The 25999-nt window shown below is 58.1% G+C and carries 32 protein-coding genes and 1 tRNA gene; 19 read left to right on the forward strand and 14 right to left on the reverse strand.

Features of this window, described 5'->3' with window-relative positions; translation table 11 throughout:
* Nucleotides 1–13: 13 nt before the first annotated feature.
* Nucleotides 14–424, forward strand: a complete 411-nt coding sequence (locus QE453_RS10045; RefSeq protein ID WP_404977890.1) for a pilus assembly protein N-terminal domain-containing protein — start codon at nucleotides 14–16, stop codon at nucleotides 422–424.
* A 220-nt stretch (nucleotides 425–644) separates the two neighbouring features.
* Here QE453_RS10045 and QE453_RS10050 read toward each other — a convergent pair.
* Both QE453_RS10050 and QE453_RS10055 read right to left on the reverse strand, forming a co-directional pair.
* Nucleotides 645–731, reverse strand: a tRNA-Leu gene (locus QE453_RS10050).
* A 119-nt stretch (nucleotides 732–850) separates the two neighbouring features.
* On the reverse strand, nucleotides 851–1156 hold the full coding sequence (locus QE453_RS10055) for a SelT/SelW/SelH family protein (RefSeq protein ID WP_037089622.1): 306 nt from the start codon (nucleotides 1154–1156) through the stop codon (nucleotides 851–853).
* Between the two features lie 134 nt (nucleotides 1157–1290).
* Between QE453_RS10055 and QE453_RS10060 the strand changes: the two genes are divergently transcribed.
* The 4 genes from QE453_RS10060 to QE453_RS10075 all read left to right on the forward strand — a co-directional run bounded on the left by QE453_RS10060 (nucleotide 1291) and on the right by QE453_RS10075 (nucleotide 4117).
* A complete protein-coding gene (locus QE453_RS10060) occupies nucleotides 1291–1740 on the forward strand; it encodes a DoxX family protein (RefSeq protein ID WP_004439312.1) in 450 nt (149 codons plus the stop codon).
* Nucleotides 1741–1875: 135 nt separating this feature from the next.
* Complete coding sequence (locus QE453_RS10065) at nucleotides 1876–2574, forward strand: type 1 glutamine amidotransferase (RefSeq protein WP_045533058.1); 699 nt, start codon at nucleotides 1876–1878, stop codon at nucleotides 2572–2574.
* A gap of 82 nt (nucleotides 2575–2656) precedes the next feature.
* Nucleotides 2657–2845, forward strand: a complete 189-nt coding sequence (locus QE453_RS10070; protein WP_004439314.1) for a YegP family protein — start codon at nucleotides 2657–2659, stop codon at nucleotides 2843–2845.
* A 174-nt stretch (nucleotides 2846–3019) separates the two neighbouring features.
* A complete protein-coding gene (locus tag QE453_RS10075; RefSeq protein WP_060942483.1) occupies nucleotides 3020–4117 on the forward strand; it encodes a GH25 family lysozyme in 1098 nt (365 codons plus the stop codon).
* Between the two features lie 13 nt (nucleotides 4118–4130).
* On the opposite strand, the gene QE453_RS10080 is transcribed toward QE453_RS10075, so the two are convergent.
* Nucleotides 4131–5006 carry a DMT family transporter gene (locus QE453_RS10080; RefSeq protein ID WP_022555441.1) on the reverse strand — a complete coding sequence of 292 codons (876 nt, stop codon included), beginning with the start codon at nucleotides 5004–5006 and terminating at the stop codon, nucleotides 4131–4133.
* 104 nt (nucleotides 5007–5110) lie between these two features.
* On the opposite strand from QE453_RS10080, the gene QE453_RS10085 reads away from it, so the two are divergent.
* Both QE453_RS10085 and QE453_RS10090 read left to right on the forward strand, forming a co-directional pair.
* Nucleotides 5111–6553: a PLP-dependent aminotransferase family protein gene (locus QE453_RS10085; RefSeq protein WP_210273998.1), complete on the forward strand. Its 1443-nt coding sequence runs from the start codon at nucleotides 5111–5113 to the stop codon at nucleotides 6551–6553.
* A gap of 73 nt (nucleotides 6554–6626) precedes the next feature.
* Nucleotides 6627–6944, forward strand: a complete 318-nt coding sequence (locus QE453_RS10090) for a hypothetical protein (protein ID WP_004439319.1) — start codon at nucleotides 6627–6629, stop codon at nucleotides 6942–6944.
* 78 nt (nucleotides 6945–7022) lie between these two features.
* Here the strand turns inward: QE453_RS10090 and QE453_RS10095 are convergent, their stop codons facing one another.
* Nucleotides 7023–7481, reverse strand: coding sequence for an Rrf2 family transcriptional regulator (locus QE453_RS10095; RefSeq protein ID WP_309778124.1), 459 nt, complete (start codon nucleotides 7479–7481; stop codon nucleotides 7023–7025).
* Nucleotides 7482–7633: 152 nt separating this feature from the next.
* Here QE453_RS10095 and QE453_RS10100 point away from each other — a divergent pair, with 152 nt between their 5' ends.
* The gene (locus tag QE453_RS10100) at nucleotides 7634–8524 is read left to right on the forward strand and encodes an NAD(P)/FAD-dependent oxidoreductase (RefSeq protein ID WP_309776997.1); all 891 of its coding nucleotides are present in this window, start codon (nucleotides 7634–7636) and stop codon (nucleotides 8522–8524) included.
* Between the two features lie 63 nt (nucleotides 8525–8587).
* Here the strand turns inward: QE453_RS10100 and QE453_RS10105 are convergent, their stop codons facing one another.
* Complete coding sequence (locus tag QE453_RS10105; protein ID WP_173614953.1) at nucleotides 8588–8815, reverse strand: DUF2188 domain-containing protein; 228 nt, start codon at nucleotides 8813–8815, stop codon at nucleotides 8588–8590.
* A gap of 15 nt (nucleotides 8816–8830) precedes the next feature.
* Nucleotides 8831–9028, reverse strand: coding sequence for a hypothetical protein (locus QE453_RS10110; protein ID WP_020808455.1), 198 nt, complete (start codon nucleotides 9026–9028; stop codon nucleotides 8831–8833).
* A 429-nt stretch (nucleotides 9029–9457) separates the two neighbouring features.
* Between QE453_RS10110 and QE453_RS10115 the strand changes: the two genes are divergently transcribed.
* Nucleotides 9458–10378, forward strand: a complete 921-nt coding sequence (locus QE453_RS10115; RefSeq protein WP_309777000.1) for a hypothetical protein — start codon at nucleotides 9458–9460, stop codon at nucleotides 10376–10378.
* A 69-nt stretch (nucleotides 10379–10447) separates the two neighbouring features.
* Here the strand turns inward: QE453_RS10115 and lepA are convergent, their stop codons facing one another.
* The 3 genes from lepA to QE453_RS10130 all read right to left on the reverse strand — a co-directional run bounded on the left by lepA (nucleotide 10448) and on the right by QE453_RS10130 (nucleotide 13822).
* On the reverse strand, nucleotides 10448–12274 hold the full coding sequence (lepA, locus tag QE453_RS10120) for a translation elongation factor 4 (RefSeq protein WP_082074379.1): 1827 nt from the start codon (nucleotides 12272–12274) through the stop codon (nucleotides 10448–10450).
* Between the two features lie 73 nt (nucleotides 12275–12347).
* The gene (locus QE453_RS10125; protein ID WP_309777001.1) at nucleotides 12348–13217 is read right to left on the reverse strand and encodes a carbon-nitrogen hydrolase family protein; all 870 of its coding nucleotides are present in this window, start codon (nucleotides 13215–13217) and stop codon (nucleotides 12348–12350) included.
* On the reverse strand, nucleotides 13214–13822 hold the full coding sequence (locus tag QE453_RS10130; RefSeq protein ID WP_194842349.1) for a GNAT family N-acetyltransferase: 609 nt from the start codon (nucleotides 13820–13822) through the stop codon (nucleotides 13214–13216). Before QE453_RS10130 ends, QE453_RS10125 begins: the two co-directional genes overlap by 4 nt.
* A gap of 72 nt (nucleotides 13823–13894) precedes the next feature.
* On the opposite strand from QE453_RS10130, the gene QE453_RS10135 reads away from it, so the two are divergent.
* The 3 genes from QE453_RS10135 (at nucleotide 13895) to QE453_RS10145 (ending at nucleotide 15504) form a co-directional block, all read left to right on the forward strand.
* Entirely contained in the window at nucleotides 13895–14296 is a 402-nt protein-coding gene (locus QE453_RS10135; RefSeq protein WP_045533046.1) for a ketosteroid isomerase-related protein, read from the forward strand.
* A gap of 88 nt (nucleotides 14297–14384) precedes the next feature.
* Entirely contained in the window at nucleotides 14385–14966 is a 582-nt protein-coding gene (locus QE453_RS10140) for a helix-turn-helix domain-containing protein (protein ID WP_004439336.1), read from the forward strand.
* A gap of 19 nt (nucleotides 14967–14985) precedes the next feature.
* Complete coding sequence (locus tag QE453_RS10145; RefSeq protein WP_045533045.1) at nucleotides 14986–15504, forward strand: GNAT family N-acetyltransferase; 519 nt, start codon at nucleotides 14986–14988, stop codon at nucleotides 15502–15504.
* Nucleotides 15505–15522: 18 nt separating this feature from the next.
* Here QE453_RS10145 and QE453_RS10150 read toward each other — a convergent pair whose 3' ends face one another.
* Nucleotides 15523–16596, reverse strand: coding sequence for a serine aminopeptidase domain-containing protein (locus QE453_RS10150; protein ID WP_173614957.1), 1074 nt, complete (start codon nucleotides 16594–16596; stop codon nucleotides 15523–15525).
* Nucleotides 16597–16736: 140 nt separating this feature from the next.
* On the opposite strand from QE453_RS10150, the gene QE453_RS10155 reads away from it, so the two are divergent.
* Complete coding sequence (locus tag QE453_RS10155; RefSeq protein ID WP_037089612.1) at nucleotides 16737–17831, forward strand: AraC family transcriptional regulator; 1095 nt, start codon at nucleotides 16737–16739, stop codon at nucleotides 17829–17831.
* Nucleotides 17832–17838: 7 nt separating this feature from the next.
* Here the strand turns inward: QE453_RS10155 and QE453_RS10160 are convergent, their stop codons facing one another.
* A complete protein-coding gene (locus QE453_RS10160) occupies nucleotides 17839–18942 on the reverse strand; it encodes a TRAP transporter substrate-binding protein (protein ID WP_004439343.1) in 1104 nt (367 codons plus the stop codon).
* Nucleotides 18943–19127: 185 nt separating this feature from the next.
* Nucleotides 19128–19601: a group III truncated hemoglobin gene (locus QE453_RS10165; RefSeq protein WP_037089611.1), complete on the reverse strand. Its 474-nt coding sequence runs from the start codon at nucleotides 19599–19601 to the stop codon at nucleotides 19128–19130.
* Nucleotides 19602–19738: 137 nt separating this feature from the next.
* Between QE453_RS10165 and mbfA the strand changes: the two genes are divergently transcribed.
* Entirely contained in the window at nucleotides 19739–20722 is a 984-nt protein-coding gene (gene mbfA, locus QE453_RS10170; RefSeq protein WP_006699734.1) for an iron exporter MbfA, read from the forward strand.
* 58 nt (nucleotides 20723–20780) lie between these two features.
* Here the strand turns inward: mbfA and QE453_RS10175 are convergent, their stop codons facing one another.
* Both QE453_RS10175 and QE453_RS10180 read right to left on the reverse strand, forming a co-directional pair.
* Complete coding sequence (locus tag QE453_RS10175) at nucleotides 20781–21395, reverse strand: transglutaminase-like cysteine peptidase (protein WP_004439350.1); 615 nt, start codon at nucleotides 21393–21395, stop codon at nucleotides 20781–20783.
* Nucleotides 21396–21513: 118 nt separating this feature from the next.
* On the reverse strand, nucleotides 21514–22302 hold the full coding sequence (locus tag QE453_RS10180) for an alpha/beta hydrolase (RefSeq protein WP_309777005.1): 789 nt from the start codon (nucleotides 22300–22302) through the stop codon (nucleotides 21514–21516).
* Nucleotides 22303–22489: 187 nt separating this feature from the next.
* On the opposite strand from QE453_RS10180, the gene infC reads away from it, so the two are divergent.
* The 5 genes from infC (at nucleotide 22490) to pheS (ending at nucleotide 25975) form a co-directional block, all read left to right on the forward strand.
* Nucleotides 22490–23026, forward strand: a complete 537-nt coding sequence (infC, locus tag QE453_RS10185; protein WP_004439353.1) for a translation initiation factor IF-3 — start codon at nucleotides 22490–22492, stop codon at nucleotides 23024–23026.
* 184 nt (nucleotides 23027–23210) lie between these two features.
* Nucleotides 23211–23414 (forward strand): 50S ribosomal protein L35, encoded by a 204-nt coding sequence (gene rpmI, locus QE453_RS10190; protein WP_003493355.1) that lies wholly within the window; start codon nucleotides 23211–23213, stop codon nucleotides 23412–23414.
* 40 nt (nucleotides 23415–23454) lie between these two features.
* The gene (rplT, locus tag QE453_RS10195) at nucleotides 23455–23859 is read left to right on the forward strand and encodes a 50S ribosomal protein L20 (protein WP_003493358.1); all 405 of its coding nucleotides are present in this window, start codon (nucleotides 23455–23457) and stop codon (nucleotides 23857–23859) included.
* 162 nt (nucleotides 23860–24021) lie between these two features.
* Entirely contained in the window at nucleotides 24022–24900 is an 879-nt protein-coding gene (locus QE453_RS10200; protein ID WP_035206809.1) for a lipopolysaccharide kinase InaA family protein, read from the forward strand.
* Nucleotides 24893–25975, forward strand: coding sequence for a phenylalanine--tRNA ligase subunit alpha (gene pheS, locus QE453_RS10205; RefSeq protein ID WP_004439367.1), 1083 nt, complete (start codon nucleotides 24893–24895; stop codon nucleotides 25973–25975). Before QE453_RS10200 ends, pheS begins: the two co-directional genes overlap by 8 nt.
* Nucleotides 25976–25999 lie beyond the last annotated feature (24 nt).

A 25999-nucleotide genomic window follows, 5' to 3' on the forward strand; every position in this document is an offset into this window, starting at 1 on the left:
AAGGGCAAAAAGCGTGTCATCCGGAAAACTGACGAAAATTGTGGTCGGCTTGTCCGTCATTCTGGGAGGGGCGTTCCGGCCCGGTTTTGCCCAAGAAGACATATTGCGCGTCTCGATGAACCACGCCCGCGTCCTCCGTCTCGACCGTCCTGTCAGCAAGGTTATCGTCGGCAACTCGAAAGTTGCCGATGCCACGGTTGCCGACGCCACCACGATCGTTCTGACAGGCCGCAGTTTCGGCACGACAAATCTCGTACTTCTCGACGCCGAAGGGAATCCAATCGTCGATGAGCGGATTCTCGTCTCCATTGATGAAGGCAATACGGTCCGTGTTTTCCGCCAGACGGAGCGAACCGTTCTTTCCTGTACGCCCAATTGTGAGCAGCATTCGCAAAACAGTGGCGACAAGGACGCCCAGCCTTAACAAGGCTTGGTCCGCCTCAAATCCGAACGATCGAGCCGCCGTATTCGATGACGTGAAGGCGTGAGCCTCGGCTCGTCATCTGCATCTTTCCTAAGGGTAAGATTGGCGCTGGACGTCAGCAAAACGAAAAACCGCAACATGTACCCCTGCGTTCTGCAGGAGGGCCAAATGTTGCTGTTTTTTCGTCTAAGTATTTGATCTGGCTAAGATCAAAATGGAATGGTGCCCAGAAGAGGACTCGAACCTCCACACCCTTGCGAGTACCAGCACCTGAAGCTGGCGCGTCTACCAATTCCGCCATCTGGGCGACGGAGAGCGATGTACGAGGGCAGCCGCCCGGTGTCAACAGGCTTTTTGAACTTTTATGACGGTCATTGATTTTAAAGGGAAAAAACTTGTCTGGTGCTGTTGAAACCCGTCGCCGGGTCAGGTGTCGAGGCCTTCGTGCTTCGTCCTGTCGACATGACCGAGGTCTCGGTCCGGGTCGATGATGTCGCGGATTCTCTGTTTGAGCTCTTTTGGGCCGGGAAAACCGCCGTCACGTTTACGTTCCCATATAATGGTACCGTCCACCCCGATCTCGAACACGCCGCCGGTCGAGGGGACAAGGCTCACTTCGCCGATATCCAAGGCGAAGGTTTGCAGGATCTCCTGCGCCATCCATCCAGCCCGCAGCAACCAGTTGCACTGGGTGCAGTAGCGTATCGTTATGCGCGGTTTGGTGTCGGTCATCATCACGTCTCCTTCGCGGCCGAGTCACGATAATGTTAACTTTAACGCTCATGTTTTTACCCGGCACATGCTTGTTCTTATCACGGGGCTTTGCGAACAGATAAGTCAATCGAATGCTCAAACAGAGAGATCCTATGGCCCAGTTCGACAATAATCGTCAGCGTCTGTTCGTTCCCGCCGTCGCACCGCTTTATAACGGGACACACGATGTGGTGGAGACCATTTTGCGTGTCACGGCGGGACTTCTGCTGGTTACCCATGGGTTCGGCAAGATTCTCAATCCCTTCGGGGCGGTCGGCATGGTGGAGAGCCTCGGTTTTTACCCGGGCGTCTTCTGGTCGCCGCTGCTGGCGGCAACGGAATTCTTCGGCGGTATTTTCATCGCCATCGGCCTTTTCACGCGGCCGGCATCCTTCGCCGCCATGATCGTCCTTCTGGTAACGGTCTGGTTCCATGGTGTGGTGAAGGCGGAAGGTCTGGGCGGTGCGGAAAAATCGATTCTCTGGGCGGCGATTTTCCTGTTCTTCGCGATTCGGGGCGGCAACCGGCATTCGGTCGACGCGAAGCTCTCGCGGGAATTCTAATATCCAGTGGCAGGGCCCATGCTGTGCCACGCCACTGCTGCCGTACCTCTTGAAAATCCCTTTTCATCATGATGAAGCTTGGATTCAATCGGCGAAACCTGCCGGCTGAATCATCTGTTATCATCAAGAGGTCGCATGCGCGTCGCAATTATCGAAAACATGGCGGGCACGCCGTATGGACAACTCGGCGTGGCATTGGCGGAGGCGAATGCGGCGGTACACGTCATTCGCGCCTATGCGGGGGAACCGCTTCCGAAAGATGCGGGCGGTCATGATGCCCTTATCGTTCTGGGCGGGGAGCAGAACGCACTCGACGATGCCCTCTATCCCTATCTTCCAGAGCTTGCGCGTTTGATGAAAACCTTTGGCGATGCGGGCAGGGCAGTCATGGGTGTTTGCCTCGGCAGCCAGCTGCTGGCCCGCGCTTATGGTGGCGATAATATTCTCTCCGGTCCACCGGAATTCGGCTGGCAAAAGGTGTCCCTCACGGAAGAGGGCATTTCCGATCCGCTTTTGGCCGGGCTGGATAGAGCTTTTCCGATTTTTCAATGGCACTGCGATACATTTACACTACCACCCGGCGCCACCCGGCTTGCGACCAATGCCGCGACGCGGAATCAGGCCTTTCGCCTCGGACGGGCGGTCTATGGCACACAGTTCCATTTCGAGGCCTCCGCAGCAGTCGTCGACGGGTGGTGCGAGGCCTTTCCCGCTTCCATCGAAAAAATGGCGCCCGGCTGGCTGGCACAATATCCCGATCATCGCGACCTGCGTGCAGGGATGGCGGATGCAGCGGGTCTGGAGATTGCCCGTGCCTGGGTGCGGCTCATCTGACGGATTTTCTGTTGCGAATATCATGGTGCCAGACCAGAATTGCGTGGAGTTCATTTTTCAGCGCGAAGGAGCCGCAAAGCCCATGTACAAATTCGAGATCTATCAAGACAAAGCCGGAGAGTTTCGCTTTCGCTTCAAGGCTTCGAACGGCGAGACGATGTTTGTCTCTGAAGGCTATAAGGCCAAGGCCTCGGCCATTCACGCGATCGAGTCGATCAAGAGAAATTCCCCCGGCGCCGATACCGTTGATCTCAGCACCATGACGGCCTGAGTCGTCCAATGAGAACCGGAATGCAATTTACCTGCCAGAAATGAAGGGCGCATTGGTGGGTGCCGGCGTAAAGATAAGATTCAGTCTTTTTTGATAATCTTCCGTTAGCATTTGTATTTCGAGGTCTCCGGGTGGCGCCAGTGCGTCCCCGATTTGTTTTGCGTACGGGTTCTCATGCGTTCATCGGCTGTGCCAGCACTTCTTTTCGGTTGCCTTCTGCTTGGCGGCTGCACGTCCAGTTCCGGTCCGGAAAGCCTGGTTGCCGGCTTGCCGTCGAAGGAAACCACGAGTTCTGTCACGCCATCAGCGCCGGTGCCGCAGGCAAGTGTCGGCTCGCAGCCGATAACCGCTCAACCGCGGCAGGAAGTACTGGCCTGGGGCGGGCCGGTGCCGGAAGAGCCCAAGGCTTTTTCCGCCGTCACGCCGAGGGCGTCGCTGCCGCAGGATGCGCCTGAAATCCGTTTGCCGGTCCCGCCGCAGGCCGGGATGATACGGCCGGCCGAACGGCCGATGGAGCGTCCGGTCCAATTGGCCATGGCGGCGGCTCCGGCGGCGAGCGCCGGTGCGCAGATCCGCTCCCGCATTTTCCGTTCCAGCTTCAGCGATGCGAAACCGATCAATTTCGGCCGGGTTCAGCCGCGGCATTTCCAGGTGCACGGCGTGGATGTGTCGCGCTGGCAGGCCAATATCGATTGGCCGTTGCTGCGCACCCGCGGGGCCAATTTCGCCTTCATCAAGGCCACGGATGGCGGCGATCACCTTGATCCGATGTTCCGCACCAACTGGCAGGGTGCAAAGGCCGCGGGCATTCGCCGTGGCGCCTATCACTTCTTCTACTGGTGCCGTTCGGCCAGCGAACAGGCAGACTGGTTCATTCGCAACGTGCCACGCGATCCCGACGCGCTGCCACCGGTGATCGATGTGGAATATAACGGCGAGTCGAGCTGCAAGATGCGTCATTCCCGTGAGCGCGTTCTGGAAAAGATGCGCGTCTTCATGAACAAGCTCGAGCGCCATTACGGGCAGCGCCCTATCATTTATACCGCGCCGGATTTTTACAAGGATAACCTGACCGGCGAGTTCCAGGACTATCCTTTCTGGCTGCGCGCCGTCGCCCAGCACCCATCGGTGGTCTATCCCGGTCGCAAATGGCTGTTCTGGCAATATTCCGGCTCGGGCCTGTCACATGGCGTCGATGGCCGCATCGATCTCAATGTCTTCAACGGCAGCGAAGATGCGTGGCACCGCTGGGTGGATCGCCGTTCCAGCTGAAGGATCGCCCGTGTCAGCGCGCGAATTTTCTGGCGCCCGCGACGCAGAGCACTACAACCAGCGTAACGGCAATCATGGCAGGGCTTACCTCTTCGTGCAGCAGGGTTGCGGCAAGCGCGAGGCCGAAGAACGGCTGCAGCAGCTGCAATTGTCCGACTGCCGCAATGCCGCCCTGCGCCAGGCCGCGATACCAGAAGATGAAGCCGATCAGCATGCTGAACAGGGAAACATAGGCAAGGCCGCCCCAAGCTTGGGGATCGATGCCGGCAAGCGTTTGCGGCCCTGTGAAAAAGGCGAGCGGCAGCATCACCGGCAGGGAGAGAACCAGCGCCCAGGAAATGACCTGCCAGCCCCCCAGCTTGCGGGAAAGGGCGGCACCCTCTGCATAACCAAGTCCGCAGACGATGATTGCGCCGAGCATCAGGAGATCACCGGCAAGCGAGGCCTCAAGCCCGGTCGAAAATGAATTCCACATCGAAAAGCCCGCCACCAGGGCGCTGCCCGCGCAGGAAAAGAGCCAGAAGGCCGGGCGCGGGCGCTCGCCTCCGCGCAGAACCGCAAAGATTGCGGTGGCCAGCGGCAACAGCCCGACAAAAACAATGGAATGCGCCGAGGTAACGTGTCGGAGGGCAAGCGCCGTCAACAGCGGAAAGCCCACGACAACCCCAAGCGAGACGATGAAGAGCGATGTCAAATCATGGCGCGCCGGGCGCTTTTGCCTGAAAACAAGCAGCAGCACCACCGCCAATAGACCCGCAATGCTGGCGCGGGCCACAGTGAGGAACACGGGATCGAAACCCGTCACCGCAACGCGCGTGGCGGGCAGCGAGCCGCTAAATATCACCACGCCCGTCAGACCGTTCAGCCAGCCGCTTGTCGCCTTGTCCATCGTCATCTCCTGCATTTTGTCCTTCTTCCTCCGGAACTGCTGGCGGCAACAGCGACAGTCATGTACAATTTAAAGAAACTGTTATGGTTGATGTTCCAGTACGGATGGAGAGAGTTGTGGACGGGCGGTTTTCAACCCTCGCGCAGATCGAACCCGGTACGCGCATAGAAAAGGTCATGGCGAGCATTCGCCAGCGCATTGCTTCGCGCAGCCTCGTTCCAGGCGCGCGCCTGCCTTCGGTGCGCGGGCTGGCGAAAGCCATGCACGTTTCCACCTCCACTGTTGTCGAAGCCTATGACCGGCTGGTGGCCGATGGCACGATAAGCTCGCGGCCGGGCTCCGGATTTTTTGTAGCCGGTCCGCTTGCGCCCCTGTCTCTCGCCGATATCGAGCCCCGGCTGGACAGGGCGGTGGACCCGCTATGGGTATCCCGCCAGGCGCTGGACGAAGGGTCCGTCCTCGCCAAGCCCGGTTGCGGCTGGCTTCCCGCGTCCTGGATGCCGGAAGAGGCAATGCGGCGGGCGATCAGGGGGCTTGCGCGCGCGGATGCCGCCCTGCTGACGGATTATGCGAGCCCGATGGGGCTTCTGCCGCTGCGGCAGCTCCTGTCGCGCAGGCTGGCCGATCACGGGGTTCAGGCCGGGGCCAGCCAGATCATGCTGACCGATTCCGGTACCCAGGCAATCGATCTCCTGTGCCGCTTTTTGCTGCAGCCTGGAGATACGGTAATCGTCGATGATCCATGTTATTTCAATTTCCACGCCCTTTTGCGCGCGCACCGCGTCAGGGCCATTGGCGTGCCCTATACACCTACAGGGCCGGACCTGCCGATTTTCGAGCAGGCGCTGAAAGAGCACCGGCCGCGGCTCTATATCACCAATTCCGCGATCCATAATCCCACTGGCGCGCGGCTCTCCGCCGTTCATGCCCACCGTTTGTTGATGTTGGCCGAACAGTCGGGACTGACCATCATTGAGGATGATATTTTCGCCGATTTCGAAACTCAGGCCGCCCCGCGTCTGGCGGCCTTCGACGGCCTGAACCGCGTTGTCCAGATCGGTAGTTTTTCAAAAACACTGTCGGCTTCCGTGCGCTGCGGTTTCATAGCAGCGCCCCTGGCGTGGGTGGAAGCGTTGACCGACCTCAAGATCGCCACCGCTTTCGGCGGAGCGCATTTCTCAGCCGCGCTGGTCCTGTCGCTTCTGACGGATGGCAGTTATCGCAAACATGTCGAGGCGCTTCGTCTGCGGCTTGCGGCGGCGATGCCGGAGGCGGCGGCGCGCCTCATCTCACTTGGATGCGTGCCGTGGATCGAACCGCAGGCGGGCATGTTTTTATGGTGCCGCCTGCCGGAAGGCGTGGATGCTGCCGATGTGGCGCGCCGCGCGCTCGCGCAGCAGTTGGTGCTCGCACCGGGGAATGTGTTCAGTTCCTCGCAGAGCGCGTCCGGTTTCATGCGTTTCAACGTGTCGCAAATGGGTGGTCCACACGTCATGACCGTGCTTGCAGATGCTCTTCGTCAGCCGCCCGTTTCACCTTCGTCCTGACCGCAGGGGCGACTGATCGGAACAAAATCGCGGGAACGTCGTTTTCTCGGCAGAATGAAGAGGAGGAAACACCATGACATTCGATCCCAACAACCCGCGTCCGGACCGCGATCTTCGTCCGGAACTGAATATCAACAACGAACCGCGTGCCCGCACCTCGTCGTCCTGGGTGCCGTGGCTGGCAATCATCGTCGTCGTATTGGTGGGCGTCTTCGCCTGGTCGCAGATGAGCGGCCCGACCACCGATCCCGCCACGACGTCGTCCACCACGCCACCCGCTGCGACGGACCAGGCGCCGGCACCGATGGCACCGACTACCCCGGCAACGCCGCCGGCAAATAACGCCGCCCCGGCAAGTCCGAACACGGGTGGAACCCAGACCCAGCCTTAATGGCTGACTGGACATGATGAAGCCGCCTGCTTCCGAGCAGGCGGTTTTTTTCGTTTGCACAATCGCTGGTTTACTCGCTCAGAGCTGGTCCATGGCGGAAGGATGATTGGAGACTTTTGACCAGCGGGTGATCGATTCTGCCGCCAGCGCCGAAAGCGTAATATTTCCGAAGCGGGATAACAAAATGCTCTCCGCCTCGGTCATGGCCTCGAGAAGTGCAGCATTGACTGCCTGTTCAATAACACAATCCGGATTGTCACCTGCCAGACCGATAGAGAACAGTCCGGGTGCGCCAAGCGCTCTGTAGATATCGAGTAATGTAATCTCATTGAGTGGGCGCGCCAGAACCCATCCTCCGCCATGTCCTTTTTCGGAAGAGACATATCCCTGCTCGCGCAGGCCCGCCATCGTCCTGCGCACCACCACGGGGTTGGTCTGCAACATGGCTGCGATACTTTCCGAAGTCGCCGCGCCCTCATGTTTTTCCATATGGATCAAAATATGCAGCACCCGGGAAAGTCGCGTGTCGTGTCTCATTGTTGAAGCCCGCCTGTTTGCATTCACGCTTATCACCCTCCGGCTGATGTAACAATATAAGTTGCATGACCATTGACTCGAACTTTCATGTAACAATATAAGTCACATGATATGGACCGGGGTTACGGTCGGTCTCAAACCATGGGTGCATCATGAAATTCGACGTGATCATAATTGGCGGCAGTTACGCCGGGTTATCCGCCGCCCTGCAGCTGGGCCGCGCAAGGAAGCGGGTTCTGGTGGTGGACGCAGGCGAAAGACGAAATCGCTTTGCCAGCCACTCTCATGGTTTTCTTGGGCAGGACGGCAAGGCGCCCGGCGAAATCGTGAGCGAGGCACGCAGCCAGATCGAGCGCTACCCGACGATCGAGTGGGCGCGGGGGAGGGTAACGGATGCGGAAGGGACTTTTGGTGACTTTGAGGTTGAAATCGATGGCGGTCGCCGTGAAAGCGGCGCCCGTCTCATTCTCGCAATGGGCGTGACCGACGAACTTCCGGATATAGTCGGGCTGAGGGACCGCTGGGGGTCCTCTGTTTTCCACTGCCCTTATTGCCATGGCTACGAACTGGATCAGGGAAAGATCGGCGTTATCGCGGCTTCACCTCTGGCCATACATCATGCACTGATACTCCCGGACTGGGGGGAGACGACCTTCTTTACCAATGGTGTCTTCGAGCCGGATGCTGATCAGGATGCGCTTCTGTCTGCTCGCGGGGTCCATGTGGAAAAAACGCATATCCGGGAAATCGCCGGACGTGCGGATATCGCTCTGGTGGATGGGCGTAATGTTGCACTGGCGGGCCTTTTCACCCAGCCGAAATTGCGCATCGCCTCAGACTGGGTAAAAAAACTCGGCTGCGCCATCGAGGAAGGACCGATGGGATCGACCGTCGTTACCGATCCGATGAAACAGACCACCATTGCCGGCATATTTGCCTGCGGCGATGTGGCAAGGGCTGCCGGCTCTGTCGCCCTTTCGGTTGGCGACGGCGCAATGGCCGGTGCGGCGGCGCATCGGTCGATCCTGTTTCCGGAGATATGAGAATAAAAGGAATTTATAAAACTGGTGGCCTTGGGAGGCCACCAGCACCAGTAAAAAGATCAGTCAGCCCTTGGGCGGAAACGGATCATTGCCATAAGAGTTACGCTCGCGGATGCGACCGTTCTCTCCGTGAACCAGCATTTCCGTTGCCTGATTTTGTGCGATTCCGCGGGCAATATCGATTGCTTCACGTTGGGTTTCCACCACCCTCGTTGCCCGTTCTGCGCCGGCGCCTTTTACGGCCCAGCCATCGGGATGAGGAACAACATGCTGATTACGTTTATTCGTCATGTTGAGAACCTCTCGTCACGCGGAGCGCCGGGAAAGCGCGGCTTCACGGCTGCCGACATGTTTCCGCTCTTTAAGGACATCGTTAACGCGGCCCGGATTGACGTCGAAGCTCGCTGCAATCCGGTTCTGGAATTCACCCTTCCAGTGGCGAAGCCAAATCTGGATGGCATCATCAAAAGTGAGCGTGTAGCTCGGCATATTGTCGTTGGTCATTATATTCTCCTGACTACGACGGAATGCCCTCTTGAAACGGAGACCGGAAAATGCGATTCTTGAAGTGTTAAGTGCTTCAGATATCGGCATTCCCCAGTCACTCCGTCCAACGGATTTGGGCTTGTCCGCTGACACCACGGGTCACATTTCATATCGACTGGTACTCGATATGTTTGTGGCCCTTTCTGTTGCCGCCTACCGAAACGGTGCTCGTTGATTCGGTAGGCTATCGCTCTTTTCATCAAGTTTCCCCAATTTATCAGGCGGCCTTAGTGCCGATTCACGACTCGGCATGTGAGATACTATGCATGAATGCTCGCGTTACCGCAATATGATTGCTGATTTGCCTATCAAAAAAAGTTTTCGTGATTGCTTTTGTTGCTTCAATTCATTGCTTATGCTATGGATTGATGAAATTGGAGATCAAGTATGACGCGAGCGCACAGCCCAGGTTACCCCAACGCCAGTCTTCCGAAGGCTATCGGTCAAGTACGAAGCATTCATACCGCCGACAGGCGGCATATAATTGATAGGGATGTAGCAGCAAAACATATCGGGTATAGCGGTCAAAGCGGTGCTTCTGATAAGGCGCTTGCTTCCCTCGCGCACTATGGATTGCTTGAAAAGGCGGGGAAAGGGCAAACTCGAGTCACACAGCTTGCCGTTGATATCCTTCACCCCGTTGATGAAACCGCGAGGAAAAAAGCTCTCATCGAAGCAGCCTTCACCCCGACGATATTTGCTGAGATTCGGGACCGGTTCCAAGATGGCGTGCCATCAGAAGGTGCCTTAAAGTCGTGGCTGACAAGGGAGAACTTTCTTGATCGCGCAATTGGTCCCGTAGTTTCTGCCTATATGGAAACGCGTCGTTATTTAGAGCAAGAGGGGGCGTTTGAAAGTGATGATCTTTCATATGCTGAGGTATCGGAACCTATCGGGTCGAAGAAAACGCTTTCTGTAGAAGACTCAACGAGGTTTGGTGGTGCGAAAGTTGGCGATCTCATCCAATGGGAGTCGCAGGGAGTGCTACAGCTTCCTAAGCCCCAGCGCGTTAGATTGGTATCCGAAGACGGTAACTGGGTTGTGATAGACGGAAGCCAAACAGGCATTCCTATGCAAGAGGTAATTGTCGAAGTTTCTGCACCCATTGATTTGAAGCCACCGACATTTCCAATCTTGCAAGAAAACCAATCATTCTTCCCCGCTAAAGGGGAGACTGAATGGATGCGCAATAGCCTAAGTAACGAAACCAACATTCGAGTCTTAGTGCGTGGAGAAATGGGGCCAAAAGAAATTGGCAAACTGATCCGATTGCTTGAAGCTCAAAAAGCAGTTCTTGAGGAAGACTAAGCTGGACGCTAGATTTCAATAAGGCAACTAACACTGAACCCGTAGGCCGACGGGTTCAGTGGTTCTTTTCTACTCGTCGTTCATCTTCAGAGCGGCGATAAAGGCTTCCTGCGGAATTTCCACCTTACCGAACTGGCGCATGCGCTTTTTGCCTTCCTTCTGCTTGTCCAGAAGTTTGCGCTTGCGTGTGGCGTCGCCGCCGTAGCACTTCGCCGTTACATCCTTGCGCAACGCGCGCACGGTCTCGCGGGCGATGACCTTGCCGCCGATGGCGGCCTGGATCGGGATCTGGAACATGTGCGGCGGAATGAGTTCCTTCAGCTTTTCGCACATGCCGCGCCCGCGCCGGTCGGCCGCCGAGCGGTGGACCAGCATGGAAAGCGCATCAACGGGATCGCCATTGACGAGGATCGACATCTTGACGAGATCGCCTTCGCGATAATCGATGATGTTGTAATCGAACGAGGCATAGCCCTTGGAGATGGACTTCAGGCGGTCGTAGAAATCGAACACCACTTCGTTGAGCGGCAATTCGTAGGTGATCATCGCGCGGTTGCCGACATAGGTCAGCTCGGTCTGCAGGCCACGCCGGTCCTGACAGAGTTTCAGGATGCCGCCGAGATATTCATCCGGCGTCATGATCGTGGCCTTGATCCAGGGCTCGCGGATTTCCTTGATCTTCACCACGTCGGGCATGTCCGCCGGGTTGTGAAGTTCCTTTTCCGTGCCATCCGTCAGCGTCATTTCATAAACGACCGAAGGCGCTGTCGCGACGAGATCGAGATTGAATTCGCGCTCGAGGCGTTCCTGAATGATTTCGAGATGGAGCAGGCCCAGGAAGCCGCAGCGGAAACCGAAGCCGAGAGCGGCAGACGATTCCATTTCGAAGGAGAAGGAGGCGTCGTTAAGGCGAAGCTTGCCCACCGCCGCGCGCAAATCTTCGAAGTCGGCCGCATCGACCGGGAAGAGGCCGCAGAACACCACGGGCTGCGCGGGCTTGAAGCCGGGCAGGGCCTGCGCCGTCGGGCGCTTTTCGTCGGTGATGGTATCGCCAACGCGTGTATCGGCCACCTCCTTGATCGAGGCGGTGATGAAGCCGATCTCGCCGGGGCCGAGACTATCGACATTGACCATCTTCGGGGTCAGGACACCGACGCGCTCGATGCCGTATTTCGCGCCCGAACCCATCATGCGGATCTGCTGGCCCTTGCTCAGCACGCCGTCGATGACGCGCACGAGAACCATGACGCCGAGATAGGTGTCGTACCAGCTGTCAACAAGCAGCGCTTTCAGCGGCCCGTTTTCGCCGACATCGCTCTTCGGCGGCGGCAGGCGATGGACGATGGCTTCCAGAACATCGGGAATGCCAAGACCTGTCTTGGCGGAAATCATCACGGCGTCGGAAGCATCGATGCCAATGACTTCCTCGATCTGTTCCTTGATGCGGTCGGGTTCGGCCGCAGGCAGGTCGATCTTGTTGAGCACCGTCACCAGTTCGTGATTATTGTCGATTGCCTGATAGACATTGGCGAGCGTCTGGGCTTCCACGCCCTGCGAAGCGTCGACCACCAGCAGCGAACCTTCGCAAGCCGAAAGCGAGCGGGAGACTTCATAGGCAAAGTCGACGTGGCCGGGCGTGTCGATAAGATTAAGCACATAGGTCTCGCCGTTATTCGCCTTGTAATGCAGGCGCACGGTCTGAGCCTTGATGGTGATCCCGCGCTCGCGCTCGATATCCATCGAATCGAGCACCTGTTCCGACATGTCGCGTTCGGCGAGGCCGCCTGTCGACTGGATCAACCGGTCGGCCAGCGTCGATTTGCCGTGATCGATGTGGGCTACGATCGAAAAGTTGCGTATATGGTCCAGGGGCGTGCGGGTCGAATTTGTGCTCATGTTCCGCGCTATAGCAGGGGCTTGTCATGCCGCAAAGCGGGAATTTGGTTAAAAGCCTTCTAAAATCGGCTTTTCAGATCGCAAATTGCTCCGGCCAGTCACGGCGGGTGGCGACCTGCCCCTCGGTGCGCAGCCTTGCCACTGTGGCAAGATCGATATCGGCGATCAAAAGGCTGCTTTGCGTCACCGCATCACTTTCGCTTTCCGCGACGATGCCGGATGCTGGCATGCCGTAGTCCGACGGCACGTAAAGAGCAGCGCGACCACGATTTTCATCGACGGCCGGGGACCATGGCGCTTCCCCGGCGGTGGGCGATGACAGGACGGCATACTGGTTTTCCAGCGCCCGCGCCTGCGCGCCGATGCGGACCCGATAGGCACCCGCGAGGGTATCGGTGCAACTGGGCGCGAGGACCAGTTCGACGCCGAGTTCCGCCAGCCTGCGGCCAAGCATCGGGAACTCGTTGTCGTAACAGATGAGAATGCCCAGCCTGCCGATCTGCGTATTAAACGCTTTAAGGCCCTCGACGCCGGCATGGATGTTCCATTGCTCCCGTTCGAAGCGGGTCATGATCTGCTTGTCCTGATAACCGATTAGGCCATCCGGACCAAAAAGCCACGCGCGATTGCGGAATTTGCCGTCCGGGTCCTTCACCGGCGCGCTGCCGGGCTGGAACAGAATTTGATGTTGCCGCGCCAGCTCCTCGCATAGCTCTACCCAGGAGGGGATCATCGGCTGTATCTCTTCGATGGAACGGTGCAGATCAGAACGGATGTCGGGTGGCAACTGACCGGTCAGCATCATAGCCGAATATTCCGGCAGCAGCAGCAGTTCTGCGCCCTCGCGCTTGGCCTCGCGGACAACGGCGGACATATGGGCGGTATAGGCCTCCCATGTCTCGATCAGCTCGATGGCATATTGGCTGGCGGCGAGGCGTGTCATGTGTCTCCATCTCCGGCAAGGATGGTCTTCATCCAGAATGACAGGGGTTTGGGGCTCTCGGTGCTTTCGTCGAGGTCCTGCCAGGTGAAGCTTGTATGCAGCTCGGGGTGGTGGCGATAACCGCGCTTTTCCCAGAAGGCATTGAGCGGCACGTAATCCGTCGGCCGGCGGGGATGGTCGGCAGGCCGCTCGACAGCGCAGAAGGTGCACTGGTTGAAGCCGAGCCGCTTTGCATGTGCCTCCCGCTCCTCGAAGAAGCGCACGCCGACGCCGTGGCCGCGATAGCCGGGAAGCAGCACGCTTTCACCGAAGTAGAATATCCGGTCCGGATCGTAGCCCGCTTCCACGAATGGCGTTTTCACCTCGTCGGTTTCGGCGGCCATCGGCATGCCGGTGGACATGCCGACCACTCTGCCGTCATCGAGCGCCAGCACGAAGACCGCCCCGTCCGTATCGGCATAGGTCGCAAGATATTTGCGCTCATACTCCAGCGAGCCGTCATAGAGATACGGAAAGGCGCGAAACACCTCGATCCGCAGGCGCGCGAGGTCATCGAAATAAGGTGTGGCGTCAATGCCGGAAAGAGACTTGATTTCGACGGTCATGGGCATTTTCACTCTCGGTTGCACTGGTTATACCGTCATGGAACACCCGCGCAAGCATGAACGGAGAAGACGATGACCGCTGCCGAGACCATCCGCGCCTATTACGATGCCTTCAACCGTCAGGATATGCATGCCTTCCTGGCGCTGCTTCACGATGAGGTGGTGCATGACATTAATCAGGGCGAGCGCCAGACCGGCAAGGCCGCCTTTGCGTCCTTCATGGATCATATGAACCGCTGCTATAAGGAAAACCTTACCGATATGGTGATCATGGCGAGCGAGGATGGAAAGCGCGCGTCCGCCGAATTCATTGTCAATGGCGAATATCTCAAGACTGACGAGGGGTTGCCCGAGGCGAACGGTCAGACATATGTGCTGCCGGCCGGCGCCTTTTTTGACCTGAAAGATGGAAAGGTTAGCCGAGTAACGAACTACTATAATCTGAATGACTGGATTGCCCAGGTCGGCGCCTGACGCCTATTTGCCGATAAGCACCCGGCGGAAAAATGACAATTCCACTATGAAGGATATTGACTCCATCATGTGAGAGTGAAATTCTCATATGATGGAAAACGAAGATCACATTCTCGAACGCTCGATCGGCGAGCGCATCAAAACGTTGCGGGCTGAAAGCGGCCTGACGCTGGACAGGCTTGCATCCGAATCGGGCGTCAGCCGCGCCATGATTTCCCGTATTGAAAGGGGAGAGGCAAGCCCCACCGCGTCGCTGCTCGCCCGCATCTGCGCGGCATTTGGCCTGTCGCTCTCCGGTTTCTTCGCCGAAAATGAGGAAACCGTTTCTCCGCTGGTGAGAAAGCGCGACCAGCAGCTCTGGAAAGATCCCGAGACAGGCTATGTCCGCCGCGCCATTTCCCCGCCGCGCGTGGGATCGGATGTCGATATTGTCGAAGTCGAATTTCCAGCCGGCGCGCGCGTCGGTTTTCCGCCGCATGCGGCAAGCCGGGGCATGACGCAATATGTCTGGCTTTTCGAAGGCGTGCTGGAAATGACGAGCGGCGGAAACGTTCACCGGCTGGAGCCGGGCGATTGCCTTTTCATGCCGGTCGGAGAAGGGCACGTCTTCCACAATCCTTCCGAAAAACCTGCCCGTTATGCCGTTGTGCTGGATCAAAGACAGCGCTGATTTCCCCACAGGAGTTTTTATGACCATCATCCGCATGTTGAACGGGCAAGAGACCATCGATGCCCTGCCAGAACTCTGCGAAGTCCTCGCCGCCTGCGTGAACGGCGGCGCCTCCGTCGGCTTCATGTTGCCCTTTTCCCCGCAGGATGCCGAACCCTTCTGGCGATCCGTGGCTGAAGCGGCAGGTCAGGGTGCGACTATTCATGTGGTAGCGGAAGTGGATGGCAAGGTAGTCGGCACCGTGCAGGTGGGGCTCGCCTCCAAACCCAACCAGCCACATCGCGGCGATCTGATGAAACTTCTCGTGCACCCATCCGCCCGAGGCCTTGGCGTCGCCCGCAAGCTCATGCAAAGGGTGGAGGAGGAAGCGGCAAAACGTGGCCGTACCCTTCTGGTTCTGGATACGGCAACTGGCAGCGATGCCGAGGCGATTTATCCCCGTCTCGGCTGGGAACTGGTCGGCGTCATTCCGGATTACGCCCTGTTTCCGGATGGACGCTTTTGCAGCACGACCCTGTTCTATAAGCGGATCGGCTAGGCCTTTGAGACTGCGGCCTCACTGGCCCGGCTTCAGCGTGCGGTTGAAAGCTGTAAGGATCATCGTCTCCAATTGTGCGTGAATATCCGCGCGGTCTCGTGGTCCGGCCGGTTCGCAGATCGGATCATGCTCGCCGATGGACTTGAGAAATGCATCGGCATCCGGTTTGCAGAGGGGCAGGAAGCTGAAATGGTTGGCGTCGTCCACCCGCAGATAGGTCGCGCCGGGCACGTCGTCTGCGAGTTTATCCGCAAGCACGGCCGGCGGAATTTTACCTTTGCTGCCGAGATTGATGAAGGTCAGCGGAATATCGATCGCTTTCAGGCTCTCCGGTTTGAAAGCCAGCGCCAGGCCGGGATCGATCAGCACGGCGGAGCGAATGCGGGGATCGCGGTTCTGCTGCTCAAAACGGGCCTTGTCGAGGGTTTTGATATCCAGCTTCGGAACGCTGACCGGCTCGCCATTGAGGTAACCCCGGCCGCCGGCGAACCACTGGCAATCCATCATCGAAGAATAGTCCTCGCAATAGCGGGCATAGGCATCGAGATCGGCGCGCGCACCCACAATCTCCATCGCCGCGCTGCCGCCCAGCGAGAAGCCGAGAACGCCGATCCTCTTCGTGTCGATCGCATTCGACCACTTGCCTTCTGCCGTCATGACCGTAATGATCGTTGAGAGATCGTCTGTTCGCTCCCAGATTTTCGGCGTATCGGCGGGCGTGGAATCGCCGCTGGTGGTGCCGGGATGGTTGGTGCCGGCGACGATGAAACCCTCGCTCGCAAGCTTCGCGGCGATCCATGCCATGCCGGACACTCTTGAACCCGAGCCGTGGGACAGAAGCACGAGCGGCAAACGGCCCGTTTTCACCGCACCATCCTTGAACACGGGCGTGCCCTGAAAAATTCGGTCCTCGCCGGAAGGCGCCTGTGTGCCCTTTCCGTCAGATGGATACCAGACGGTGAGAGCAAGGTCTTTGCCGCGAGCTGGCGAATGAACGGTAGTTTCGCTGATGCCGACGGCGTCCGCCGCAAAAACCGGTTGAGTGACGAAAGCGGAAAATAACATGGTCGCTATGGTGGTGACAGGGCGCATGAAAACCTCGTGTGTTTGGGAAGAACGGGGCTCAATCTGCGCCGCCACGTATTTTTTGCGTCCTTGATCGCGTTAAAGGTCGTACCGAAACGCGATCTGGTCCATGAAGTGCGACAAGGTTTCGCTCCGGGATGGTTATCGTGCTTTTCATTCCCCTGCCTTTCGTCGTGGCGCTGTTGTTGGTGGTCATGTTCATCGTCTTCTTTCGAAGCGGAGACGATGTGCGGACAAACCGCGTATTTTTGGCGCTTATCGCCCTTTGCGCCGTGCAGTCTGTGCTCGTCGGCCTGCGCTGGGGATATGGTGTGAGCCTGGTGCGATACGTTCTGCCGGTTTTGGCCGCCTGCTTGCCACCACTTGTGTACATTGCCTTTCGCGGCCTGATGAAGGTGGGGCCGGAAAGCAGAAGGGCCATGCTGGCAAGCCTCGCCCTGTCCCCTCTGCTGGTCATTCTTCTGGAATTCACATTCCCGGTCGCTATCGATCTTGGCCTGATTGCCCTCTTCGTTGGCCATGCGACCGCCCTGCTGCTGCTCGGAAGAAAAGGGCCTGATGGGCTGGACGAGGCGCAATTTGCGAGCGTCGCTTCGGCACACAAGGCGCTCATCATCGCTGCTGCGGCGCTGTGCGTTTCCGCTATGTTCGATCTTCTGGTGTTTCTCGATTTCGAATGGGCACATGGCGAGAACGTCGCGGCGCTCGTCAGCAACGCCAATCTTTTCGGCCTGTTGCTGATCGGGCTGATGGCGGCCATGGCCGGGAAAAGCAAGGCGTCGCAAGCGGCCGCGGAGCCGCCGGCAGAGGTGCCGCCTCCTTCGGAACCATCACAACAGGACCGCGAGATCGTTGCGGGCCTCGATCGCCTGATGACGTCGCAGGCGCTCTACCGCGACGAAAATCTCAACCTGTCGCGCCTAGCAAGACGCCTCGGCCTGCCGAGCCGGCAGATTTCGGGTGCGATCAATCGTTCGCTTGGCGTCAACGTCTCGCAATATGTCAACCAGCTGCGCATCCGCGAAGCCTGCCGGTTGCTGGAGGAGACGGAGCAATCGGTGACATCGATCATGTTTTCTTCCGGCTTTCAAACCAAGTCCAACTTCAACCGGGAATTTCGCCGCGTCACCGGCATGAGCCCGGTCGACTGGCGGGAACGGCAGGTGTGGAAACTGGTCTCGTCTAACAAAACGGCCACCCGGCAGATGCCGGATGACCGTCTGAAGATCGTCGGGAAATGATTGTCGATCAGAGCGTGCCGTTACGCTGCTGGATCATCATGTAGGTGTCATAGGTGTATTCGGCGATCTGTGCCCAGAGATAGGCATCCTTCTTGAAGGCCTGCTGGCTCTCGTAGATTTTCTTGAAGCTCTCGTTCTTGGCCGAAATCTCCGCATAGGTTTCCTGCGCCGCTTTGTGGCAGACATCGAGGATTTCCTGGCTGAAGGGGCGCAGGATCGCGCCCTGCGCTACCAATTCCTTCAGCGCCTTCGGATTGCGCGCATCGTAGCGTTCCAGCATGCTGGCGCTGCCCGCGGCGCAGGCGTCTTTCAGGATGCGCTTGTAGTTTTCCGGCAGTTCGTTGAACTTCTGCAGGTTGACGAAGGCATGAACGGCCGGGCCGCCTTCCCACCATGCGGGGTAATAGTAATATTTCGCGACCTTGTAGAAGCCGAGCTTCTGGTCATCATAGGGGCCGACGAACTCGGTGGCGTCGATCGTGCCCTTTTCGAGCGCGGCGTAGACATCGCCGCCGGCGATCTGCTGCGGCGTCACGCCAACCTTCTGCATCACCTGGCCGGTGAGGCCGGCAATACGCATCTTCAGACCCTTGAGGTCGTCGATGGTGTTGATTTCCTTGCGGAACCAGCCGCCCATCTGGGCACCGGTGTTGCCGAGCAGGATCGAGTAGATATTGTGCTGGGCAAGGAACTCATTGAGCAGCTCGTTGCCGCCGGCCTGGTTGAACCAGGCATTCGTCTGGCGCGCATTGAGGCCGAAGGGAACCGAGGTCCCGAGCGCGAAGGTCGGGTCCTTGCCAACGTAATAATAGGCGCATGTATGCGCCATTTCGACGGTTCCGGCCGTCACCGCGTCCGCAGCCTGCAGGGCCGGCACGATCTCTCCGCCCGCGAAATGCTGAATGACGAAATTGCCGCCGGAAGCTTCCTTAACGTGATCGGCGACGATCTGGCCCGCGCCGAACAGAATGTCGAGGCCCTTGGTGAAGGACGACGTCATCCGCCAGGTAATCTTGGGATTTTCTTGTGCGATGGCCGGAGCGGCCAGCGCCGTTGCGGTAACACCGGCGCCCACGGCGCCAGCCTTGCGGATAAATGATCTGCGATCCATGTCGATAAGCCCTGCTATGCTTCATATTACAGGCGAACCGCACGGTACGCCTCCCGCCGGCTACTAAACATTTATCCTTGCGGCCATCAAGAGGGAATGTTCGAAACCTGCGCGCTCCTGCGCGGCGCTTCGTCATCGTTCCAACTCTGCAATCAGGTGCCGTACCCAGGCCCCGCGCCTTGCGGTTAAGACGACGATCGCGTCAACGCGGGATCATCGAGCGCCGGATTGTAAAAGAGCGAGAGCGTCAGGCTTCTGGCGATGCGTTCAGCGGTTTCCATAAACCAGTCGTGCGCCTCTCTGCCCGGTGCAATGTCATCGAGTGTGGCGGAAAACAGCGCAAGCCATTGGGGGAAAAGCTCGGCGGTCATGCCTTTTACGCCAAGATGGGCTTGGACCGGCTTGCCGCCATATCCGCCATTCTTGAACGCGACGGCCGCCCAGAACTGCTTCATCCTGGCCATATGTTCCGCCCAGCGGCCTGCAAGCCGCGCATCGAAAACGGGCCCGAGCGCGGGGTGCTTCAGCACGCGACCGTAAAATGTTTCCACCAGCAGATCGATGAAACGGGCATCGACACCGATAGCCGCCATCGCTTTTTCTGCCCTGTCCTGAATTTCTGCGCTGTGGGCGGCTCTTGCCGCGGCTGGGTTCTGCATCATCGATCCTTTCCCAACGAATTTACGCCGCTGCGCTGCCATCGGCAATGCGGCGCTTTGACTGATTAGAATTCTAATATGGCTTGATCGCGGGGTGATGCGGATGTATTTAGAATTATTCTAAAAAGGTTTCAGCCATGTTCCACAGTCTTTTCTCGCTTTCCAAACGTCCCTTTTCCTCCCTCAGCGAACAGGAAATCCTGGCGCTCGCCATCTCGTCGGAAGAAGATGACTCTCGCATCTACCGCTCCTATGCCGATCACCTGCGCGCGCAATATCCTCAATCGGCGAAGGTTTTTGACGACATGGCCGAGGTCGAGCAGCAGCATCGAAACGTGTTGATCGACATGCATCGCCGCCGCTTCGGAGAAACCATACCGTTGATACGCCGCGAACATGTGCGTGGTTTCTACGAACGCACACCGGACTGGCTCGTGAAGAATCTCTCACTGGAAAAAATTCGCGCCCAGGCGGAATTGATGGAAGCGCAGGCAATCCGTTTTTACGACGAAGCCGTCAAGCGCACCACGGATGCCTCGACGCGCAAGTTGCTCGGTGATCTGGCGGAGGCAGAGCGCGGCCACGAGGATATCGCGCATATGCTCGAGGAAAAACATCTCGATGAAAACGGCAGAACGGAAGAAGAGGAGACCGCCAAGCGTCAGTTCCTCCTGACCTATGTGCAGCCGGGTCTCGCCGGGCTTATGGACGGTTCCGTGTCGACGCTGGCGCCAATCTTTGCAGCGGCCTTTGCCACACAGGATACCTGGCAGACCTTCCTCATCGGTCTTTCCGCCTCCGTCGGCGCGGGCATCTCCATGGGGTTTACGGAAGCCGCTCATGACGACGGCAAGCTTTCCGGTCGCGGCTCGCCACTGAAGCGCGGCCTGGCATCGGGCATCATGACGGCCATTGGCGGCCTCGGCCACGCGCTGCCCTATCTCATCCCGCATTTCTGGACAGCCACGGCTATTGCCGCGATCGTTGTTTTCGTGGAACTCTGGGCTATCGCCTTCATTCAGAACCGCTTCATGGAAACGCCATTCCTGCGCGCCGTCTTTCAGGTGGTCCTCGGTGGCTCATTGGTGCTGGCGGCCGGCATTATCATCGGCAATGGCTAAAAGGCAAAAGCCCGCGGCGCCTGCCGCGGGCTTTTCGATATAATCGATTTCATGCAGATCAGCGCAACGCGCCGACCAGAACGTCCCGACCATCCTCGATGGAAACCCAGCGGCCCGTATTAAAGGACGCCTGCCGCTTCAGATAGGTGTAGTTTGTGTCGGTCCAGAGCTTCACGTCGTCGGTGAGATTATCGAGGATATAGTCGCCATCCGTGGTGCGAAGGGTAAGCACCGCATGACCTTCACCATCAGGCTTGCGAACGACTGTTATCAGCAGGTCGGCCACGGAAAATCCGCGCTCGATCAGCTTCTTGCGCTTCAGCAGTACGAAATCTTCGCAATCGCCGGCGGTTGTCGGGTATTCCCAGACCTCGTCCTTGCCATAGATTTCCTGGTCGGTCATCGCCACGATAGTCGTGTTGACGGAGGTGTTGACCTCGCGAATGACGCCCCAGCCATAGTCGGTGACGCGTGGCGGCGGCGTCGCCTTGCTGCGAATGTTGCACTCATCGGCATATTTCTGACAGAACTCGTAATGGCCGATCGGCTGGGAGGTGATCCCGCCCGTCACCATGGAAGGGCTTCCCTTGGTTTCCGCCATGGCGGAGGCAGCAGTCATTAGCCCGGCGGCAACTGCAGACAGCAGCGCACGCGCCAGCGGTGCGTTCATCATGAAACCCGTCCCTTAATTCTTAATGAAAAGTTAAGAGGGTTGGGGGGCAGGAGTCAATCTTTAGCAATCAATGGCGCGCAAGACTCGTTGAATATGGTTAAGAGCGTTGCGGAAATGCCTATGTTGCAAGGGCTCTAACCGCCGTGAGCATCCTTTCAATGTCCTGTGGCCGGGAGAGCCGGTGGTCGCCGTCGCGGATCAACGTCAGAACCACGTCGTCGGCTGGCAGGTGTTCCAGAAGTTTCAGCGCGTGTTGATAGGGCACGTCGGGATCGCGCATGCCCTGCAGGATGTGAACGGGGCAACCGGTGGTGATGATGCCCTGCAACACGCGGTTCTGCCGGCCGTCTTCCATGAGCGCGCGGGTGAAGATGTTGGGCTCGGGACTGTATTCCGAGTGCTCCTCGAAATAGCCCCTCTCCAGCAGCGATGTCTTTTCTGCCTCCGTCAGGCTGGGCTCTATCAGTTCCGCCGTGAAATCAGGCGCAGGCGCGATGAGGATCAGGCCTGCGACGGATGGGGCGCCACCTGTCTTGCGTAGTTCCTCAACCATGCGCAAGGCGATCCATCCGCCCATCGAAGAGCCGACGAGAATGACGCTCGACGGCGCCTTTGCACGCACTACGGCGAGTGCCTCTTCCAGCCATCGGGAGATCGTGCCTTTTTTGAAATCTCCGCCGGACGCGCCGTGGCCGGAATAGTCGAACCGAAGGCAGGCAAGGCCGTTTTCCGCTGCAAAGCGATCCAGTTCGACCGCCTTTGTTCCGGTCATGTCTGAACGATAGCCGCCGAGCCACACCAGCATGGGTTCGCTTTTGCCGGAAATCGCCGGACGATGGAGAATGGCAATCTCGCGGCTGTCGTTATCGGGACCTACGCGCAGGAATTCGGCGGCTTGTTCGCTCATGTATATGCAATTCTCCTGATTTTAGTGCAACAACGGCGGCGTATTTGCAAAAACCGTGACAACAGGTGATCTTTTCGGGCAGATATGCTATTGACTTCGCCACGGCAATAACGACATTTCCGCCGCTTGTACCAAACAAGCTGTTTTTTGCCGACGTGATCCAGAAACAGATCAGGAGAATACGACCATTCGCAGACCTTTCAAAGCCGATGCCCCCGTCAAGGAGGGGCCGCGCTCCAACCGGGAAATTCGGGTTCCCAGAGTTCAGCTTATTGATGAAGAGGGCCAGAACCTCGGTAGCATGCCGACGGATCAGGCATTGAAACTGGCGGAGGAGGCCGGTCTCGATCTCGTTGAGATTTCGCCGAACGCTGAACCGCCGGTGTGCAAGATCCTCGATCTCGGCAAACTGAAATACGCGACCCAGAAAAAGGCCGCTGAAGCGCGCAAGAAACAGAAGATCGTCGAAGTCAAAGAAATCAAGATGCGCCCTAACATCGACACGCATGATTATGACGTGAAGATGAAGGCGATGGGCCGTTTCTTTGAAGATGGCGACAAGGTGAAGGTGACGCTGAAGTTCCGTGGCCGTGAAATGGCTCACCAGGAACTGGGCATGAAGCTTCTTCTTCAGGTGAAGGAAGACACTCAGGCGATTGCCAAGGTGGAGGCCGAGCCGAAGCTTGAAGGCCGTCAGATGATGATGGTTCTCGCGCCGAAATAACTTATACCGCCACAGAACTGGCGTAATGAGCCGCACGGGGAAGTTCGCTTTCCCCGTTGCGCTTTTAACCGACTGCGGTTATAAGCGCGCGTCCGAACGGTCCGGCAGGGCATGCCGAGGCCGTTCCTGAATAGCTTGAAATAGGCCTCGTCTGCCTGTTTCGATACAAAAACGGAGTAGCAAAATGCCCAAGATGAAGACGAAGTCCGCTGCAAAGAAGCGGTTCAAGATCACTGCAACCGGCAAGGTTGTTGCAGCCGCCGCCGGTAAGCGCCACGGCATGATCAAGCGTACCAACAAGTTCATTCGCGACGCGCGTGGAACCATGGTTCTCGCCGAAGCTGACGGCAAGAAGGTCGTCAAGAACTACCTGCCGAACGGTCTCTGAGACTTTTCCGCATTTTTGGACACTTTAAGGAGATCATGACATGGCACGCGTAAAACGTGGCGTAACTTCCCGCGCCAAGCACACCAAGACACTCAAGGCAGCCAAGGGTTTCTACGGCCGCCGCAAGAACACCATCCGCGCAGCAAAGGCTGCCGTGGATCGTTCCAAGCAGTACGCTTACCGCGACCGCAAGGTCAACAAGCGTAACTTCCGCGCTCTTTGGATCCAGCGTATCAACGCTGCTGTCCGCGAATTCGGTCTCACCTATGGCCGCTTCATCGACGGCCTGAACAAGGCTGGCATCGAAGTGGACCGCAAGGTTCTGTCCGACATGGCTATCCACGAGCCGGCAGCATTCGGCGCGCTCGTCGAAGCAGCGAAGAAGGCGCTTGAGTACCTCAAGGATGCTGGTACGGCCAACGAGTTTGAAACCGCTGTAAAGTAATTACGGCGCGGACAATCTGTTGTTCATTTGAACCCGCGTCGGGCAACCGGCGCGGGTTTTTTCTTTTCAGCTGCCATGCATTTCTATCGGCGTTTTTTAATTTAGAAATTTAGAAGACTTGGAGTATTCACGCCGTTTGAAGCGAAACCTTTGGTGGACGAAATGCAGGTCAATAAAAGTGAGGTTGTGGAAGCGGAAGGTTTTCGCGTTCATCTCGACGACGATGACATCGCAACCGTGATGCGTGTCCTCCTGAAAAGTGACCGTCGCATTCAGAAGGTTGAACTCTCGCAGCTGACGGTGTGGATCAAACGGCAGGGCACGGAGCGTGTGACGTGGTGGATGAAAATTCAGAAGCTGCTGTCAAAACTGCTGCCCTACGCTTTTCTTCGCCCTTCCGAGCCGCTTGATGGCGCGGGCCTCATGCAGCGGGAACTGGAAACCTTGCAGCAGTTCCAGCAGCGCGGCTTCCCGGTTCCGCCGCTGATCTACTCATCCCGCACGGCCGTGGTGCTGGGAGATGTAGGCCCGACGCTCATGGAGCGCATGGATGCCCTGAAGGCCTCCGATCCGATCGAGCATGACGCCCTGCTTGTTAAATCCGCAGAAGCACTTGGCGAGCTGCATGCCGCAGGCCTCTGCCACGGCCGCCCGCATGTACGAGACTTCTTCTTGAAGGATGGCCGTATCGGTTTCATGGATTTCGAGGAGCGCCCTCAGGATGTCATGCCGCTGGAAACGGCGCAGGCTCGTGATATCTGGCTGCTGTTTCTGCAGGTGGCCACGCGCGCCAATGATGCCCCCAAAACCCGCGACGCCGCCTTTTCGCGCTGGCTCGAAAATGCTCCGCCCCGCGCACTGGAAGAATTAACCCGCTTGACCCGCATTCTCGGGCGTTTTTTACCGCTTGCCCGGTTGATCGGGCGCGTGCGGATGGGTAGTGATCTGCGACGCTTTATCATGGCGACAGACTATCTGATGAATGCTGTGAACACCGACGCCGCTGTTAAAAAATCCGGCAAGGCAGGAAAAGATGACTGAACTTGATACCTTGAAATCGCAATTGATGTCGGAGATCGCCGCCGCTGCCGATGAACCGGCCATCGAAGCCGTGCGCGTCTCCGCGCTTGGCAAGAAGGGCTCGGTTTCGGAGCTTCTGAAGACGCTTGGCAGCATGAGCCCGGAGGAGCGCCAGACCCGCGGCGCCGCCATTAATCAGCTCAAGACCGAAATTACCGACCTTATCGGCGAACGCAAGAACGCGCTGAAAGATGCCGCCATCGCCGCGCGTCTCAAGGCCGAAACGGTGGACGTCAGCCTGCCTGTCCGCCAGTCTCCGGCAGAGCGCGGCCGCATTCATCCCATCAGTCAGATCGTCGACGAAATCACTGCCATCTTCGCGGATATGGGTTTCTCCATCGCCGAAGGTCCTGACATCGAGACTGACTATTACAACTTCACGGCGCTGAACTTCCCGGAAGGCCATCCGGCCCGCGAGATGCACGATACCTTCTTCTTCCAGCCGGACGAAAAAGGCGAGCGTAAGGTGCTGCGCACCCACACCTCACCGGTGCAGATCCGCACCATGGAGAGCCAGAAGCCGCCGATCCGCATCGTCATCCCCGGCAAGACCTATCGCCAGGATTCCGATGCCACCCATTCGCCGATGTTCCATCAGGTCGAAGGTCTTGTCATCGACAAGAAGGCGCATGTCGGCAATCTGCGCTGGATTCTTGAGGAGTTCTGCAAGGCCTTCTTCGAGGTCGACAGCGTCGTCATGCGCTTCCGCCCGTCCTTCTTCCCCTTCACGGAGCCAAGCTTCGAGGTGGATATCCAGTGCGACCGTTCCGGCCCCATCGTCAAGTTCGGCGAGGGCAAGGACTGGATGGAAATTCTCGGCTGCGGCATGGTGCACCCAAACGTGCTGCGCGCCGGCGGGCTGGATCCGGATGAATATCAGGGCTTTGCCTGGGGCATGGGTCTCGACCGCATCGCCATGCTGAAATACGGCATGCCCGATCTGCGCGATTTCTTCAACGCCGATGTCCGCTGGATGAACCACTACGGGTTCCGCCCGCTCGACATGCCGACGCTGTTCGGCGGTCTGAGCGTTTAATCCGGTTAGCCAAGGAGCAAAGAC

Origin of the sequence: Agrobacterium sp. SORGH_AS_0440, assembly GCF_031453135.1 — a bacterium.
GTDB classification, from domain to species: domain Bacteria; phylum Pseudomonadota; class Alphaproteobacteria; order Rhizobiales; family Rhizobiaceae; genus Agrobacterium; species Agrobacterium pusense.

Bases quoted from the DNA above. Each gene is read 5' to 3' on its own strand.
- QE453_RS10165 (WP_037089611.1), bottom strand. From the start codon at position 19,601: ATGCAGAACCCAGCCGCGGCAAGAGCCGCCCACAGCGCAGAAATTCAG.
- QE453_RS10075 (WP_060942483.1), top strand. From the start codon at position 3,020: ATGCGTTCATCGGCTGTGCCAGCACTTCTTTTCGGTTGCCTTCTGCTT.
- QE453_RS10115 (WP_309777000.1), top strand. From the start codon at position 9,458: ATGACGCGAGCGCACAGCCCAGGTTACCCCAACGCCAGTCTTCCGAAG.
- QE453_RS10140 (WP_004439336.1), top strand. From the start codon at position 14,385: ATGATGGAAAACGAAGATCACATTCTCGAACGCTCGATCGGCGAGCGC.
- QE453_RS10175 (WP_004439350.1), bottom strand. From the start codon at position 21,395: ATGATGAACGCACCGCTGGCGCGTGCGCTGCTGTCTGCAGTTGCCGCC.
- QE453_RS10090 (WP_004439319.1), top strand. From the start codon at position 6,627: ATGACATTCGATCCCAACAACCCGCGTCCGGACCGCGATCTTCGTCCG.
- QE453_RS10130 (WP_194842349.1), bottom strand. From the start codon at position 13,822: ATGACCGTCGAAATCAAGTCTCTTTCCGGCATTGACGCCACACCTTAT.
- lepA (WP_082074379.1), bottom strand. From the start codon at position 12,274: ATGAGCACAAATTCGACCCGCACGCCCCTGGACCATATACGCAACTTT.
- QE453_RS10100 (WP_309776997.1), top strand. From the start codon at position 7,634: ATGAAATTCGACGTGATCATAATTGGCGGCAGTTACGCCGGGTTATCC.
- QE453_RS10145 (WP_045533045.1), top strand. From the start codon at position 14,986: ATGACCATCATCCGCATGTTGAACGGGCAAGAGACCATCGATGCCCTG.
- QE453_RS10110 (WP_020808455.1), bottom strand. From the start codon at position 9,028: ATGACCAACGACAATATGCCGAGCTACACGCTCACTTTTGATGATGCC.
- QE453_RS10070 (WP_004439314.1), top strand. From the start codon at position 2,657: ATGTACAAATTCGAGATCTATCAAGACAAAGCCGGAGAGTTTCGCTTT.
- QE453_RS10085 (WP_210273998.1), top strand. From the start codon at position 5,111: ATGGAGAGAGTTGTGGACGGGCGGTTTTCAACCCTCGCGCAGATCGAA.
- QE453_RS10080 (WP_022555441.1), bottom strand. From the start codon at position 5,006: ATGGACAAGGCGACAAGCGGCTGGCTGAACGGTCTGACGGGCGTGGTG.
- QE453_RS10160 (WP_004439343.1), bottom strand. From the start codon at position 18,942: ATGGATCGCAGATCATTTATCCGCAAGGCTGGCGCCGTGGGCGCCGGT.
- QE453_RS10135 (WP_045533046.1), top strand. From the start codon at position 13,895: ATGACCGCTGCCGAGACCATCCGCGCCTATTACGATGCCTTCAACCGT.
- QE453_RS10180 (WP_309777005.1), bottom strand. From the start codon at position 22,302: ATGAGCGAACAAGCCGCCGAATTCCTGCGCGTAGGTCCCGATAACGAC.
- rplT (WP_003493358.1), top strand. From the start codon at position 23,455: ATGGCACGCGTAAAACGTGGCGTAACTTCCCGCGCCAAGCACACCAAG.
- mbfA (WP_006699734.1), top strand. From the start codon at position 19,739: ATGTTCCACAGTCTTTTCTCGCTTTCCAAACGTCCCTTTTCCTCCCTC.
- QE453_RS10095 (WP_309778124.1), bottom strand. From the start codon at position 7,481: ATGAGACACGACACGCGACTTTCCCGGGTGCTGCATATTTTGATCCAT.
- QE453_RS10065 (WP_045533058.1), top strand. From the start codon at position 1,876: ATGCGCGTCGCAATTATCGAAAACATGGCGGGCACGCCGTATGGACAA.
- QE453_RS10055 (WP_037089622.1), bottom strand. From the start codon at position 1,156: ATGACCGACACCAAACCGCGCATAACGATACGCTACTGCACCCAGTGC.
- pheS (WP_004439367.1), top strand. From the start codon at position 24,893: ATGACTGAACTTGATACCTTGAAATCGCAATTGATGTCGGAGATCGCC.
- QE453_RS10105 (WP_173614953.1), bottom strand. From the start codon at position 8,815: ATGACGAATAAACGTAATCAGCATGTTGTTCCTCATCCCGATGGCTGG.
- QE453_RS10060 (WP_004439312.1), top strand. From the start codon at position 1,291: ATGGCCCAGTTCGACAATAATCGTCAGCGTCTGTTCGTTCCCGCCGTC.
- QE453_RS10150 (WP_173614957.1), bottom strand. From the start codon at position 16,596: ATGCGCCCTGTCACCACCATAGCGACCATGTTATTTTCCGCTTTCGTC.
- QE453_RS10125 (WP_309777001.1), bottom strand. From the start codon at position 13,217: ATGACACGCCTCGCCGCCAGCCAATATGCCATCGAGCTGATCGAGACA.
- QE453_RS10200 (WP_035206809.1), top strand. From the start codon at position 24,022: ATGCAGGTCAATAAAAGTGAGGTTGTGGAAGCGGAAGGTTTTCGCGTT.
- rpmI (WP_003493355.1), top strand. From the start codon at position 23,211: ATGCCCAAGATGAAGACGAAGTCCGCTGCAAAGAAGCGGTTCAAGATC.